This window comes from Lactococcus sp. AK05 (genome assembly GCF_041026685.1).
Lineage (GTDB): Bacteria > Bacillota > Bacilli > Lactobacillales > Streptococcaceae > Lactococcus > Lactococcus lactis.
In genome coordinates, this window is the sequence record NZ_JBFTEI010000013.1 from 1 (window position 1) to 14,003 (window position 14,003).

The following is a 14,003-nucleotide window of genomic DNA, read 5'->3' on the forward strand; positions in this document are numbered from 1 at the left end:
CCGGAAAATCCCACGGTTGTCATGTTCTCTGAAGTATATTTTTTTATAGAAAATGTAATTTTGGGGTTTATTATTTTACCCTTTGGATATCGTAAAAGAGAATTTACAAATTTTCTAGGTGTAAATTTAATACAAAAAAACACTTCCGTATGGAAGTGTTTTAAACATTGATATATGAATAATATTAACGTTTTGAGAATTGTGATGCTTTACGGGCTTTTTTGAGACCTGGTTTTTTACGTTCAACCATACGGGCGTCACGTGTAAGGAGTCCAGCGCGTTTCAAAGCACTACGGAAGTCTGGGTCTACTTGGAGCAATGCACGAGCGATTCCGTGACGGATAGCTCCTGCTTGACCTGATACACCACCACCATTTACGTTTACGAGTGTATCGTAGCTACCTTCTGTTTGTGTAGCTGCAAATGGTTGGTTGATAACGAGACGCATGTCTGCGTGTGGGATGTAGCTTTCTACTTCACGTCCGTTAACTGTGATTTTACCAGTACCAGGTACGAGACGTACGCGTGCTACTGCATTTTTACGACGGCCTGTGCCGGCATATTGTACTTGTGCCATTATGTTCGTTCCTTCCTGATTAAATCAAACCTGTGATGTCAAGGACTTCAGGTTTTTGAGCTGTATGTGTGTGTTCTGCGCCAACAAACACTTTAAGTTTCATGCCTTGAGCACGTCCAAGTGTGTTGTGTGGAAGCATACCTTTTACTGATTTTTCAATCAAACGTACAGCATTTTTTTCACGGAGTTCACCAGCAGTAACTGATTTCAATCCACCTGGGTGAAGTGAGTGTGAGTAATATACTTTATCAGTTGCTTTTTTACCAGTCAATTTGATTTTTTCAGCGTTAACAACGATTACGAAATCACCTGTATCAGTATGTGGTGTGTATGTTGGTTTGTTTTTTCCGCGAAGTACGCTTGCGACAACTGCAGAAAGACGTCCAAGAGGAACATCAGTTGCATCGACGACGTACCATTTACGGTCAACGTTTTGAGCGTTAGCCATGAATGTAGTTTTCATCATTTTGGTTATTTTCCTTTTACTAGAATTTGTTTACAGCAGGTGTAAGAGTCCTGCAAAGTATTTTTGGGTTTCCGGGGCCACAAAAATGGGGTAAACAATACCGTTTATCATCATATCATATTATTCCTGGGTTTGTCAAGACATTTTAGGGATTATATCCCCTTTATTTACTTCTTTTCGTGGATTATGTATTTTTTAGTTTTATATCTTTTCAAATGTTTCTTTGTGGTTTTTGCTACAAGCATTATGGTAGCACTTCCATTTGAACTATGATAGACTTTTTTTAAAGGGGTTTATATAATACAAATCCTTTTATTCAGTTAGTCCTCGGAAATTTGGGGGATTTATATAGAAAATAGGAGCTCAATGATGTTTTTAGCAATTAATGAAATTAAACATTCAAAATTAAGATATGCTCTCGTAATTGGTGTCATGTTTTTGATTTCCTATCTTGTGTTTTTCTTATCTGGTTTGGCCTATGGTTTGGCTCAAGAAAACAGGATGGCAGTTGATAAATGGAATGCAACTGATATTTTTTTATCTGAGAAAGCCAATGATTCTCTCAATATGTCAATGATTGATTCAGATATTGCCAGCCAGTTGAAGGCGAAAGAAAAGGCCGTTCTCGCTCAAACTGCTGGGATTATTTATGATGCCAATGATGAAAGTAAAAAAAATAATATCAGTTTTTTTGGAATTAATTCAAACGAATTTTTAAATCCCAATATTCTTGAAGGGAGGGATTTTAAAAATAAGGGCGAGGTAGTAACTGATATTAGTTTTAAAAATCAATATGATTATAAACTTGGTGATAAAATTAAATTAGCAACCAATAATGAAGTATTGACTATTGTTGGTTTTACAGATAATGCTAAATTTAATATTTCACCTGTGCTTTATACTTCTTTAGATACTTTCCAACAAATTCGTTATGGTTCAAATTCCAATTTTCAACCTAAAACTACTTACAATGCTATCGTCACGCGCGGAAAAATTAGCCAACAGACTAAAGGTCTCCAAAAATTATCTATCAGTAAATTTATAGATAAACTTCCTGGTTATAGTGCACAGGTTTTGACCTTTGGTTTCATGATTGGCTTTCTAGTGGTTATTGCTGCGGTTGTCATTGGAATCTTTATTTATGTTCTGACAATGCAAAAAATAGCGATTTTTGGTGTAATGAAGGCTCAGGGAATTTCCAGTCGTTTTATTAGTAATTCTGTCATCGCTCAAACTTTTATTTTAGCTTTTAGTGGTGTATTAATTGGTTTGTTAGCCACTTTAGGTTCTGCGTTAATTTTACCGGAAGCTGTTCCTTTTCAAACAAATCTCCTCTTCTTTGGAGTGATTACCCTTTTAATGATTGTGGTTGCAATTGTGGGTGCTTTGTTCTCTGTCAGAGCAATTGTCAAAATTGATCCACTAAAAGCGATTGGATAGGAGAAATAATGAAAGCTATTGAATTAAAAAATGTCAAAAAATCTTTTAAGGATGGGGATGAAACAATAGAGGCTTTAAAAGAAACTAATTTCTCTGTTGATAAGGGTGAGTTTGTGGCAATCATTGGGCCTTCAGGTTCTGGAAAAAGTACCTTACTTACTATTGCCGGCGGACTGCAAAGTCCTTCTTCTGGGGAAATTTGGATTAATGGCCGAGCTTTAAATGAAAAAAAGGAGAAAGCACGCGCTAAGGTTCGTTTTGAAGAAATTGGTTTTATTTTACAAGCTTCTAATCTCGTGCCATTCTTAACGGTTAAGAAACAACTTCAATTGGTTGACAAGGTAAATAAGGCAAAAGAAAATAGAGCAGGCTTAGACTTACTCAAGCGTTTAGGGCTTGAAAAATTGGTGGATAAATATCCTGAGGAACTTTCTGGTGGGGAAAGGCAACGGGTAGCTATTGTTCGTGCTTTATATAATGACCCTACAATCATTTTGGCTGATGAACCGACGGCAAGTTTGGATACTGAAAAAGCTTATGAAGTGGTTAAAATATTAGCTAAGGAAGCAAAAGAAAAAAACAAGGCAACAATTATGGTCACTCATGATTTACGTTTGGTTGATTATTGTGACAAAGTTTATCTGATGGAAGATGGGCGTTTAAGTGAGAAAGTTGACTAAGTTTGAAGTCTTCGTATTTAGAATATGAAGACTTTTTTAATTATTTTACAACATGTTTGCTATAATAGATTCTAATAAGAAATTATTTTTAATAGATGGTCGGTTTCTTATTCGAGAATAGCTAATTTATGGTAGAATGTTCTTATGAATATTGTTCTAAAATTAGAGACTAAAGAACGCCAACAGCTCGCTGAGAAATACAAATCCTATGAGCAAGTTTCCAAAAATCCTTACATCACTTTTTTTGCCAAGGTTGGGAAAACTTCTATCTCGGTTTATACTTCTGGAAAAGTTGTTTTTCAAGGAAACGAGGCTGAAAAATTAGCGAGTGACTTTGGTCATATTGCTCAAGTCGTTCCTCAAAAACAAACAAATCTTATTGGGACTGACGAGGTGGGCAACGGGTCATATTTCGGTGGTTTAATGGTTACTGCTAGTTTTGTCAGTGAAGAAAACTTGAATTTTCTAAAGGAAATTGGAGTCGCTGATTCTAAAAAATTAACTGACGAAAAAATTTGTCAAATTGCTCCAAAATTGATTGATAGAATTCCACATGTTGCTTTAGTGGTTGAACCTGTCAAGTATAATGAGGTGATTGCTTCTGGTTATAATGCTGTCAGCATTAAAGTTGCTCTCCATAATCAAGCCATTTATCTTCTTGAAAAACAATTAGGTCATAAGCCTGAAAATATTGTTATTGATGCTTTCACAACGGAAGCAAATTATAAAAAATATGTTAATAAAGAGCAAAATCATCCGCTGACAAAGGTAACTTTACTGACAAAAGCTGAAGATCAGTTTCTGGCTGTTGCTGTCAGTTCAATTATTTCTCGTTATCTTTTTTTAGAAAATCTAAAAAAATTATCTAAAGCATCAGGTTTCACGTTACCCAGTGGGGCAGGAAATTTATCTGACAAAATTGCAGCACAAATTATCAAAAGTCAGGGAGTTGATGCTCTGAATCAGTTAGCAAAACTTCATTTTGCTAATACACAAAAAGCGATTAAAATCGCTCAATTATAGAAAGTAAAATTATGATGAAATTTTTAAAAGAGTGGGGATTGTTTCTCTTTATAATTGTCGCTATTCTTCTCTCCCGTGTCTTTCTTTGGTCACTTGTTGTTGTGGATGGTCATTCAATGGACCCAACTTTAGCTGACAAAGAACGTCTGGTTATTGTAAGAAAATCAACCATTAATCGTTTTGATATTGTTGTTGCCAAAGAAGAAACAGCCGATGGTTCAACTAAAGATATTGTGAAACGTGTCATTGGAATGCCCGGAGATACTATAAAATTCGACCACGACCAACTCACAATCAATAACAAAGTTTATCCAGAAAATTATCTCAAAGATTACCAAAAGCAACTTGCTGACGGTCAGTTGGAAAAAACTTACGGTAAGTATCCTTTAACAAATGCACTCAGTGAACAAAACCGCAGTTTGTTTGTTAGTTTAGCTCAAAGTACCAAAGCATTTACCACTGACAGCACTGGTAACCCAACCTTTACAGTAAAAGTTCCTGAGGGACAATACTTCCTGATGGGAGATAATCGGGTAGTTTCTCAAGATAGTCGCGCAGTTGGAACTTTCAAACGTTCAGCAATTGTTGGTGAAGCGAAATTACGAGTGTGGCCCCTCAACAAAATTTCTTTCTTTTAAGTGAATAAATAGAAAAAGTTACTGACAGAATGTCCTGTCAGTAACTTTTTTATTTGTCATTAAATATATTTCCCAATTGAACATCAATTGAGCGGTTAGCAATATCAATTCGATCAACTTTCAAGATTGATTTGTAATCATCAATCAATCGCTCACCTTTAAATGGTCCCTCAAGAAAAACGGCAACACCGGCAAGTAAACAATCAAATTCATGAACAAGACTTCTCATTCCATTGATTGTTCCTGCGCCTTTCATGAAGTCGTCAACAATCAAAACATTTTGACCGATTGAAAGGCTCCGTTTGGATAAAGTCATATTTTCAACACGAGAGCTTGAGCCTGACATATAATTTACATTAAGCGTTGCTCCTTCGGTCACTTTAGGATCACGACGAACAATTACGAAAGGAACATCTAGAATCTCAGCAACTGACTGAGCAATTGGAATCCCTTTTGTGGCAATAGTCATGACGACATCAACTTGCTTTTCATGATATTCATGAGCAATAATTTGACCGATTTTACGAAGATTTGATGGAGTGCCTAAAATATCTGACAGATAAATATATCCTCCAGGTAAAATTCGATTTTCTTCACGTAAAAGTTCAGCAATTTCCTGACTCATTTCCAACGAACGTTCGTCAGTAATGTAAGGCGTAAACCGAACTCCTCCAAGGCTACCTGGGAAAGTTTCAACCAGACCTACTCCTTGGTTTTCAAAAACACGTTTGATAAATACTAAATCTTCTGAGATAGATGATTTGGCTACCTCATAATGTTTACTTAATTCATTTAAATTTAGCATTTGATTGGGATGATTAATTAAAAAATTTGTAAAATCAACTAAACGTTCGTTTCTTTTCATTTATTATCTCATCTCCTATTTGATAAGCTTATTATAGCATGGCATTTCCGAACATTCAAGTTTCACATGAAACAATTTTACTGACAGATTTCAGATTCATAAAATATTTTTCTGTCAGTAACCTTTCATTTTAAAATCAAAATAAAAAAGCAGTATCACTTAGATACTGCTTTCTCACTTTTAGGAGTAAAGTTATGAAAAAATTTTTTTGGAATAAATATATTATAGCTTCACTGACTTAATGATTCATTAAGTCAAGATAAAGTGAAACTAAACGAAAGAAAATTTTGTCAGTAAAAAATAACCTGTCAGTACTGACAGGTTATCTCATATTTTTAAAATTAAAGCTTAGTCAGCGTTACGGCCGTTTTTAGCAATAATTTCTTCTTGTACTGATTTAGGTACGTCTGAATAGTGGTCAAATACCATCATGAAAGTACCACGTCCTTGTGTAGATGAACGGAGAGTAGTTGCGTAACCGAACATTTCAGCAAGTGGAACGAAAGCATTAACGATTTGTGATTTACCGTGAGCTTCCATTGAGTTAACTTGACCACGACGAGCAGTCACGTGACCCATGATATCTCCAAGGTTTTCTTCAGGAACAGTGATTGTAACTTTCATCATTGGTTCAAGAATTGCTGGTTTCGCAGTTTTAGCAGCTTCTTTCATTGCAAGAGAAGCGGCAACCTTGAAGGCAGTTTCTGATGAATCGACATCATGGTATGAACCATCATAAAGTTTAGCTTTAATGTCAACCATTGGGTATCCAGCAAGGACACCGTTAGCCATAGTTTCTACCAAACCTTTTTCAACGGCTGGTACGAATTCACGAGGAACGACACCACCGACGATAGCATTTTCAAATTCAAATCCAGCGCCTTCTTCGTTAGGTGTGAATTCGATCCATACGTCACCATATTGACCTTTACCACCTGATTGACGTTTGAAGAATCCACGTGCTGAAGTTCCAGCGCGGAATGTTTCACGGTAAGCAACTTGAGGCGCACCAACGTTTGCTTCAACTTTGAATTCACGTTTCATACGGTCAACAAGAACATCCAAGTGAAGTTCACCCATACCAGAGATAACTGTTTCACCAGTTTCTGGGTTTGTTTCAACACGGAAAGTTGGATCTTCTTCAGCCAATTTTTGAAGAGCAACACCCATCTTATCTTGGTCAGCTTTAGTTTTAGGTTCAACCATCAATTGGATAACTGGTTCTGGAACTTCAATTGATTCAAGGATGATTTTAGCTTTTTCATCTGTCAATGAGTCACCAGTTGTTGTATTTTTCAAACCAACAGCAGCAGCAATATCCCCAGCGTAAACTGTTTGGATTTCTTTACGAGTGTTAGCGTGCATTTGAAGAATACGTCCGATACGTTCACGTTTACCTTTTGAAGTATTCAAAACGTATGAACCAGCATCAAGTGTACCTGAGTAAACGCGGAAGAATGAAAGTCGTCCAACAAATGGGTCAGTCATGATTTTGAAAGCAAGAGCTGCAAATGGTTCTTCATCTGAAGCTGGGCGTTCGTCTTCTTCGTCTGTATCTGGGTTAACACCTTGGATAGCAGGGATATCAAGTGGGCTTGGAAGGTAGTCAATAACTGCATCAAGCATCATTTGAACACCTTTGTTCTTGAAGGCAGAACCAGCAAGCATTGGGTAGAAGTCAACATTGATTGTTGCTTTACGGATAGCAGCTTTAAGTTCTGCTTCTGGAATTTCTTCACCAGCAAAATATTTTTCCATGATATCTTCATCGAAATCAGCAATTGCTTCGATGAGTTTTTCACGCCATTCGTTTGCAAGTTCTGTGTATTCTTCAGCATTGAAATCCAAAGCTGCCAATTCAGCGTTAAATTCGTCTGAACCTACAACAGTTTCTTTAATATCTGTACCAAGGTCGTTAGTATAGATTTCAGATTTCATAGTTACCAAGTCAATGATACCGATGAAGTCATCTTCTGCACCAATTGGAATTTGGATTGGATGAGCATTAGCACCCAAACGATCTCCCAAAGTAGAAAGTGAGTAGTAGAAATCAGCACCGATTTTGTCCATTTTGTTAGCAAAAACGATACGTGGAACACCGTATTCAGTCGCTTGACGCCATACAGTTTCTGTTTGTGGTTCAACACCTGATTGAGCATCAAGAACAGTAACAGCACCATCAAGAACACGGAGTGAACGTTGTACTTCAATTGTGAAGTCCACGTGACCTGGTGTGTCAATGATATTTACGCGGTTACCTTTCCATTCAGCAGTTGTTGCTGCAGATGTGATTGTGATACCACGTTCTTGTTCTTGCTCCATCCAGTCCATTTGTGATGCACCTTCGTGAGTTTCACCGATTTTATGGATTTTACCAGTGTAGTAAAGAACACGTTCAGTTGTTGTTGTTTTACCAGCATCGACGTGGGCCATGATACCGATATTACGTGTATTAGCAAGTGAAAATTCGCGAGCCATTTTGTTCTCCTATTTGATTTTAGTCATGAGAATTTCTCATTAGTTTTATTGTATCAAATTAATGTTAAAAAATTAAAACAAAACCGAGCAGGCGAGGAGCCCAAGCCCGGTAATGTTCGTTTTTACATCAATTCGATGTTACTTTACAATCTTTATTAAGACTGATCGTAAAATTTATTTGCTAAGCAGAAGCGAGAAAGAAGGTTTCGAAGCGTAGAGTACGCGAGGGTTCTTCTGACGAAGCAGCTGCAACGCAAATAGATTTTACCAGCGGAAGTGAGCGAACGCACGGTTAGCTTCAGCCATTTTGTGAGTATCTTCACGTTTTTTGACTGCTGCACCTGTGTTGTTAGCTGCATCCAAGATTTCTTTTGCAAGACGATCTTGCATTGTGTGTTCACCACGGTTACGAGCGATTGTTACCAACCAACGAAGTCCAAGAGTTGTACGACGTTCTGGACGAACTTCAACTGGGACTTGATAGTTAGAACCACCGACACGACGAGCGCGAACTTCAAGAACTGGCATGATGTTTTCCATAGCAGTTTCGAAGACTTCGAGTGGGTTGTTTCCAGTAGCTTCTTCAATTTGTTTGAAGGCACCGTAAACGATTTGAGACGCAACACCACGTTTACCATCAAGCATAACGCGGTTGATAAGACGAGTTACGACGATTGAGTTGTACATTGGATCTGCCAAAACTTCACGTTTTGGGGCACGATTTTTACGCATTCTTACTTATCTCCCTTCTTAAGCTTTTGGTTTTTTAGCACCGTATTTAGAACGGCTTTGTTTACGGTCAGCGACACCTGCTGTATCAAGTGCACCACGAACGATATGGTAACGTACCCCTGGAAGGTCTTTTACACGTCCACCACGAAGAAGTACAACACTGTGTTCTTGGAGGTTGTGCCCGATACCTGGAATGTACGCTGTTACTTCCATAAGGTTTGAAAGACGTACACGCGCGAATTTACGAAGCGCTGAGTTAGGTTTTTTAGGAGTCATAGTACCAACACGAGTTGCTACTCCACGTTTTTGTGGGCTTGCAAGTTTAGTTTGTACTTTTTTACGGCTGTTGTAGCCAACGTTCATTGCTGGTGATTTAGATTTAGTCACTTGAGCACGACGTGGTTTGCGTACCAATTGGTTAATTGTAGGCATTTTACTGTCTGCTTTTTGTATTTTTCCACATTTTTATGCGAAGCGATGAGAAATACAAAAGCATTCCTTTCTTTTTATTGGATGGCGAATCGCCAATTTTTTAGTCAGTATATGGTCGCTTAAGCCAAGTTCTGACAAGAAGTTTAGCAACTTATACAAGTTCTCCTGAGAGTCCAAAGTAAAAAGTACCGTTTAATATAATATCATTTTTTATAACAATTGTCAATCTATTTTTTAGAATTGATTTTGAAAAAATAAAACTATTTAATTATCTATCAAGTTTTGAATCTATTGTACCTTACGAATAGACTATGGTATAATCGAGTCATGAAAAAAATTGCAATTATTTTTTGTAGTTTCCTGATTAGTCTGTCAGTCCTTTCGGGCTTTTCTGTCAGTGCTGCTACGACTCCAACGACAAATGATTTTACGGTTGCTGCTAAATCAGCAATTGCTATTGATGCCTCAAGTGGTAAAATTTTATACGCACAAAATGCTGATGATGCAAGCACTCGGATCGCCTCTATCACTAAATTACTGACAGCCTATTTAGTTTACAAAAATGTAGCTGAAAATAAATTGACTTGGAATACTAAAGTTCCTATTTCAGATTATGCTTATGAATTAACTCAAAATTCTAATGCTTCCAATATTCCCCTTGCTCAAAATGGTCAATATACTGTCAAAGATTTATTGAATGCTTTACTTCTTCCGTCAGCAAATTCTGCTGCTGTCGCTTTAGCTGAAAAAATTGCTGGTTCAGAACCAAAATTTGTTGATATGATGACAAAACAAATGAAAGACTGGGGGATTACTGACAGCCATCTCGTCAATGCTTCTGGCTTACCAAATGATGATTTAAACGGACATATTTATCCAGGGTCTGGTGCCTCAGCAACAAACACAATGAGCGCAAAGGCTGTAGCAACACTTAGTTATCATCTTATTCAAGATTTCCCAGAAATTCTTCAAATCACTAAAAAAACAGAAATTCCTTTTGATACCGGCAATGAAGCAAAGATGACCTTAACTAATACCAATCAAATGCTTAGTGGTTTTTCTACTTCAAGAACTGGTGTGGATGGCTTGAAAACAGGTTCAACAAGTTTTCAAATTGACTGTTTTGCTGGAACAACAAATCAAAACGGCTTTAGAATCATTACGGTTGTTTTAGAAGCTACAGATCCTGCTGCTGACAACTCAACTCCTTTCACTCTCACAAATCAACTGATGAACTATGTTTATGGTCATTGGCGTACGACCAGTCTTGTGCAAAAAAATCAATCCTTAGATGATTTTAAAGAAATTGCTGTGACTGATGGAAAAGAAAAATCTGTTCAACTCGTTGCTCCACAAAATATCACTCCCGTTGTTCCTTACGCTACAGATGGTAGTGCAGATACAAAATCACTGACAGTCAAATTCAGTAAGGAAAAAACAGCCTCCGTTGAAGCAACTGTGACTAAAAACCAAAAACTTGTCACTCTTTCTACTACAGTAAAAGATAGTTTGGGCTATCTTCCAAATTGTACCGCAGAGCAAATTCCATTGGTTGCCAAGAAAACTGTCCCTCGCAGTAGCGCTCCAAAGGTTTTTTGGAATCATTTTGTTAATTTTGTTAATGAAAAACTCTAAAATTTTACTGACAGAAAACTTGTCAGTAAAATTAACTCACAAAAAAAGCCGTCAATTTACTGACAGCTTTTTTATTATCCTTTAGCTTTTACAATTGCAAGTAAAATTGCACCTGTTACGAATAGAACAATCCCAATTCCAACATAAACCAATTCTTTTTTGGTTTTCTTTTCACCAAGGAAGAGAATTCCTCCAATAGTTGAAATGATGACACCTAATTGTGAGAATGAAAAGGCAATTGCGTTACCAGCAGCACTTGCAGCCATAAGCATAAAGATATTACCTACACCCCACATTGCTCCAACAATCATATTTTGATAAACATATTTTTCCATTTTAATTTTGAAACGACCCATTACAAGTGCTCCAAAAATCATTCCAACTGACATTGGCAAGATAATTGTCAATGTATCAAAATGAACATCGAACCAAAGCACTGCTAAGTTATTGAAAAGAATAACATAGATAACATATCCCAAAGTTGAGTAAGTTAAAGCAGTCAATCCTTTAGTATAATTACGTCCTTCTTCAACAACTGCATTTTCTGGGTCACGCTTAGCTGAGAAATAGAACCCAACTACCAAAACAGCCATCGCAATAAATCCGAGAATAAATTGAATTTGTTTTGTCCATTCGTGGAAAGCAAAAACCCCAATCAATCCACCAATTACTAATTGACTTCCTGATGAAAGTGGACTTGCTACTGAAACACCCATGTATTTCATTGAATTAAACTGACCAAATTGTCCAATTGCCCAAAGCAATCCACCAATAAATCCAATTAAGAAAATTTGCCATGTCAACGTTGGCATGCGGAATAAGAAAACAATAAGTGCAAAAACAAAAGCGCCCAAAGTCATTCCAAGTGTTTGTTGTTTAGCATCACCACCAAATTTATTAGCTACAAATCCGATAGAACCCCAAGCAAACATTGGAACAAGCGCGAGAAGAACTCCTTGCATGTGTATATTTACCTCTTTAAAATAGTTTTTTTACTTAAAAAAATAAGCATTTCTCTATTTTACTCTTTTTTTTGGAAAAAACAAGAGATAAAAGAATACATAAGATTCATAACTGTTCAAGTAAATTTATTTTCTTTTTTCGATTAGGACTAAAATTGGTGGCGTATGAATTTGGTTAAGAGGTGCATAAGAAGTCACTTCCCAGTCATTTTGTGGCAAACTAGAAGTCCACTTAATAACGGCATCTTTTTCTTCCATTCCCCCCTCGTGACCGTAATAAATCATAATCGCAATTCTTCCACCTACAACTAACTGATTAGTCAAAGCATCTAGAGCAGTCAAAGTGGTGTCAGCTTTTGTAACCACACTTTTATCAGTTTTTGGTAAATATCCAAGATTAAAAATAGCTGCTTTGATTGGCTCTTTGACATATTCAGAAAGCTTTTCATGACCAGACAAAATTAGATTTACTGACGGCTCTGTCAGTAAATTCGAGAGATTTTTTTCAAATATTTGATTCTTTATTCCAGCATCATCTAAACGTTTTTCAGTTGCATTTAGCGCTTCTTCTTGCACATCAAAAGCATATACTTTCGCTCCCAATTCCGCTAAAAATTGAGTATCATAACCATTCCCCATCGTTGCATCCACCACAACATCATTAGTTTTGATGATATCTTTCAACATCCAGTGAGCCATTTCTAACTGTTTTAACATTTATTTCCTCATCACTTTCTAATTATTTTTATATACCAATTTCAGTTTTACTGACAGATTTTCAATTTCTTTCCTATTATAACACCAAATTCAATAAAAAAGAGATGAATAAAAATTCACCTCCTGTCAGTTAAAATGTAATTAGATCACTAAGCCGAACATCTTTACAACCTTGAACACTTCCTCGCCGTTCCATTTCAGCATCAATACTATTCAAAACTTCCCACTTTTTTAAAGACCACATAGGTCCAATAATTAAATCCCGCGGAGCATCTCCTGTTAAACGATGAATAACAATTTCTTTTGGAATCATCTCTAGTTGGTCACAAATCACTTTTACATATTCCTCTTGCGACATCAGCTGTAATTTTCCTTCATGATAATCACGTTGCAAACGAGTTTGTTTCATCAAATGAAGTAAATGTAATTTCACACCTTGAATATCAGAATCTAAAACCATTCGGCGAACATTTTCTAACATCATCTCACTAGTTTCACCAGGTAAACCATTGATTAAGTGAGTACAAACATTAATATTATGAACCCTCAATCGCTTCACCGCATCTACATAGGTTTCATAATCATGAGCTCGATTAATCAAATCTGATGTTTCTTCATAAGTAGTCTGCAAACCCAAATCAATCCAAACTTCCATTCGACGATTTAATTCTGCCAAGTAATCTACAACGTCATCTGGTAAACAGTCAGGACGAGTACCAATTGAAATACCTACAACATCTGGTTGGTTTACCGCTTGTTCAAAACGCTCTCTCAGTACTTCAACAGGGGCGTGAGTATTAGTGAAATTTTGAAAATAAACAATATATTTCTTCACTCCAGGCCACTTTTTATGAAATTGAGCCACTTCGGCAGCAAATTGGTCTGCAATTGGAGCTTCTGGCTCCAAAATCATGTCCCCTGAACCAGATACTGTACAAAAAGTACATCCACCATGAGCAACCGTACCATCCCGATTAGGGCAGTCAAAACCAGCATCAATAGGAACTTTAAATATTTTTTCACCAAAATTGGTTCGCAAATATTCATTCCAAGTTGTATATCTCTTTTGCATTTTATATCATCTCTCCGTTTATCAAATTATATCAAAATTTCTTAAACATTTTCTGTATTTATAATAAAAAAAGAGACCCGTAGGTCTCTTAAAAGCTGCGGATGTCAGACTCGAACTGACGACATCATGATTAACAGTCATGCGCTACTACCAACTGAGCTAATCCGCAATAACATAAAACTCGGTTCCCCGAGTTTTAATAATATAGTCCGTACGGGATTCGAACCCGTGTTACCGCCGTGAAAAGGCGGTGTCTTAACCTCTTGACCAACGGACCATACTTTCA

Annotated in this window: 14 protein-coding genes and 2 tRNA genes; 5 read left to right on the forward strand and 11 right to left on the reverse strand. The window is 36.8% G+C overall.

From position 1 onward, the window contains the following. Nucleotides 1-184 precede the first annotated feature (184 nt). On the reverse strand, nt 185-577 hold the full coding sequence (gene rpsI, locus AB6B24_RS12115; RefSeq protein ID WP_004254378.1) for a 30S ribosomal protein S9: 393 nt from the start codon (nt 575-577) through the stop codon (nt 185-187). A gap of 19 nt (nt 578-596) precedes the next feature. Continuing rightward, nucleotides 597-1,043: a 50S ribosomal protein L13 gene (gene rplM, locus AB6B24_RS12120; protein WP_010906417.1), complete on the reverse strand. Its 447-nt coding sequence runs from the start codon at nt 1,041-1,043 to the stop codon at nt 597-599. A 369-nt stretch (nt 1,044-1,412) separates the two neighbouring features. Between rplM and AB6B24_RS12125 the strand changes: the two genes are divergently transcribed. The 4 genes from AB6B24_RS12125 to lepB all read left to right on the forward strand — a co-directional run bounded on the left by AB6B24_RS12125 (nt 1,413) and on the right by lepB (nt 4,824). Continuing rightward, a complete protein-coding gene (locus AB6B24_RS12125; RefSeq protein WP_195936422.1) occupies nt 1,413-2,483 on the forward strand; it encodes an ABC transporter permease in 1,071 nt (356 codons plus the stop codon). Between the two features lie 8 nt (nt 2,484-2,491). Then, nucleotides 2,492-3,163 carry an ABC transporter ATP-binding protein gene (locus tag AB6B24_RS12130; RefSeq protein ID WP_004254370.1) on the forward strand — a complete coding sequence of 224 codons (672 nt, stop codon included), beginning with the start codon at nt 2,492-2,494 and terminating at the stop codon, nt 3,161-3,163. 144 nt (nt 3,164-3,307) lie between these two features. Next, on the forward strand, nt 3,308-4,186 hold the full coding sequence (gene rnhC / locus AB6B24_RS12135; RefSeq protein ID WP_311806141.1) for a ribonuclease HIII: 879 nt from the start codon (nt 3,308-3,310) through the stop codon (nt 4,184-4,186). 11 nt (nt 4,187-4,197) lie between these two features. Then, nucleotides 4,198-4,824, forward strand: coding sequence for a signal peptidase I (gene lepB, locus AB6B24_RS12140; protein ID WP_021465036.1), 627 nt, complete (start codon nt 4,198-4,200; stop codon nt 4,822-4,824). A gap of 49 nt (nt 4,825-4,873) precedes the next feature. Here the strand turns inward: lepB and purR are convergent, their stop codons facing one another. The 4 genes from purR to rpsL all read right to left on the reverse strand — a co-directional run bounded on the left by purR (nt 4,874) and on the right by rpsL (nt 9,331). Then, the gene (gene purR, locus AB6B24_RS12145; RefSeq protein ID WP_010906422.1) at nt 4,874-5,689 is read right to left on the reverse strand and encodes a pur operon repressor; all 816 of its coding nucleotides are present in this window, start codon (nt 5,687-5,689) and stop codon (nt 4,874-4,876) included. A gap of 348 nt (nt 5,690-6,037) precedes the next feature. Next, the gene (gene fusA / locus AB6B24_RS12150) at nt 6,038-8,167 is read right to left on the reverse strand and encodes an elongation factor G (protein ID WP_003129877.1); all 2,130 of its coding nucleotides are present in this window, start codon (nt 8,165-8,167) and stop codon (nt 6,038-6,040) included. 264 nt (nt 8,168-8,431) lie between these two features. Further along, the gene (gene rpsG, locus AB6B24_RS12155; RefSeq protein ID WP_015427245.1) at nt 8,432-8,899 is read right to left on the reverse strand and encodes a 30S ribosomal protein S7; all 468 of its coding nucleotides are present in this window, start codon (nt 8,897-8,899) and stop codon (nt 8,432-8,434) included. Nucleotides 8,900-8,917: 18 nt separating this feature from the next. Further along, a complete protein-coding gene (rpsL, locus tag AB6B24_RS12160) occupies nt 8,918-9,331 on the reverse strand; it encodes a 30S ribosomal protein S12 (protein ID WP_003129874.1) in 414 nt (137 codons plus the stop codon). A gap of 327 nt (nt 9,332-9,658) precedes the next feature. Here rpsL and AB6B24_RS12165 point away from each other — a divergent pair, with 327 nt between their 5' ends. After that, nucleotides 9,659-10,966, forward strand: coding sequence for a serine hydrolase (locus AB6B24_RS12165; RefSeq protein WP_029344621.1), 1,308 nt, complete (start codon nt 9,659-9,661; stop codon nt 10,964-10,966). A 74-nt stretch (nt 10,967-11,040) separates the two neighbouring features. Here AB6B24_RS12165 and AB6B24_RS12170 read toward each other — a convergent pair whose 3' ends face one another. From AB6B24_RS12170 to AB6B24_RS12190, 5 genes are all read right to left on the reverse strand, one after another. Next, nucleotides 11,041-11,928 carry a GRP family sugar transporter gene (locus AB6B24_RS12170; RefSeq protein WP_195936417.1) on the reverse strand — a complete coding sequence of 296 codons (888 nt, stop codon included), beginning with the start codon at nt 11,926-11,928 and terminating at the stop codon, nt 11,041-11,043. Nucleotides 11,929-12,054: 126 nt separating this feature from the next. Next, nucleotides 12,055-12,645, reverse strand: a complete 591-nt coding sequence (locus AB6B24_RS12175) for a class I SAM-dependent methyltransferase (RefSeq protein ID WP_311806137.1) — start codon at nt 12,643-12,645, stop codon at nt 12,055-12,057. Nucleotides 12,646-12,775: 130 nt separating this feature from the next. Continuing rightward, entirely contained in the window at nt 12,776-13,717 is a 942-nt protein-coding gene (locus AB6B24_RS12180) for a TIGR01212 family radical SAM protein (protein WP_021721833.1), read from the reverse strand. Between the two features lie 95 nt (nt 13,718-13,812). After that, nucleotides 13,813-13,886, reverse strand: a tRNA-Asn gene (locus AB6B24_RS12185). 36 nt (nt 13,887-13,922) lie between these two features. After that, nucleotides 13,923-13,994 (reverse strand) — tRNA-Glu (locus tag AB6B24_RS12190). Nucleotides 13,995-14,003: the final 9 nt, after the last annotated feature.

Excerpts from the sequence above, each read along its gene's own strand:
- rpsI (WP_004254378.1), bottom strand. The coding sequence starts at position 577 with ATGGCACAAGTACAATATGCCGGCACAGGCCGTCGTAAAAATGCAGTA.
- rplM (WP_010906417.1), bottom strand. The coding sequence starts at position 1,043 with ATGATGAAAACTACATTCATGGCTAACGCTCAAAACGTTGACCGTAAA.
- AB6B24_RS12125 (WP_195936422.1), top strand. The coding sequence starts at position 1,413 with ATGTTTTTAGCAATTAATGAAATTAAACATTCAAAATTAAGATATGCT.
- AB6B24_RS12130 (WP_004254370.1), top strand. The coding sequence starts at position 2,492 with ATGAAAGCTATTGAATTAAAAAATGTCAAAAAATCTTTTAAGGATGGG.
- rnhC (WP_311806141.1), top strand. The coding sequence starts at position 3,308 with ATGAATATTGTTCTAAAATTAGAGACTAAAGAACGCCAACAGCTCGCT.
- lepB (WP_021465036.1), top strand. The coding sequence starts at position 4,198 with ATGATGAAATTTTTAAAAGAGTGGGGATTGTTTCTCTTTATAATTGTC.
- purR (WP_010906422.1), bottom strand. The coding sequence starts at position 5,689 with ATGAAAAGAAACGAACGTTTAGTTGATTTTACAAATTTTTTAATTAAT.
- fusA (WP_003129877.1), bottom strand. The coding sequence starts at position 8,167 with ATGGCTCGCGAATTTTCACTTGCTAATACACGTAATATCGGTATCATG.
- rpsG (WP_015427245.1), bottom strand. The coding sequence starts at position 8,899 with ATGCGTAAAAATCGTGCCCCAAAACGTGAAGTTTTGGCAGATCCAATG.
- rpsL (WP_003129874.1), bottom strand. The coding sequence starts at position 9,331 with ATGCCTACAATTAACCAATTGGTACGCAAACCACGTCGTGCTCAAGTG.
- AB6B24_RS12165 (WP_029344621.1), top strand. The coding sequence starts at position 9,659 with ATGAAAAAAATTGCAATTATTTTTTGTAGTTTCCTGATTAGTCTGTCA.
- AB6B24_RS12170 (WP_195936417.1), bottom strand. The coding sequence starts at position 11,928 with ATGCAAGGAGTTCTTCTCGCGCTTGTTCCAATGTTTGCTTGGGGTTCT.
- AB6B24_RS12175 (WP_311806137.1), bottom strand. The coding sequence starts at position 12,645 with ATGTTAAAACAGTTAGAAATGGCTCACTGGATGTTGAAAGATATCATC.
- AB6B24_RS12180 (WP_021721833.1), bottom strand. The coding sequence starts at position 13,717 with ATGCAAAAGAGATATACAACTTGGAATGAATATTTGCGAACCAATTTT.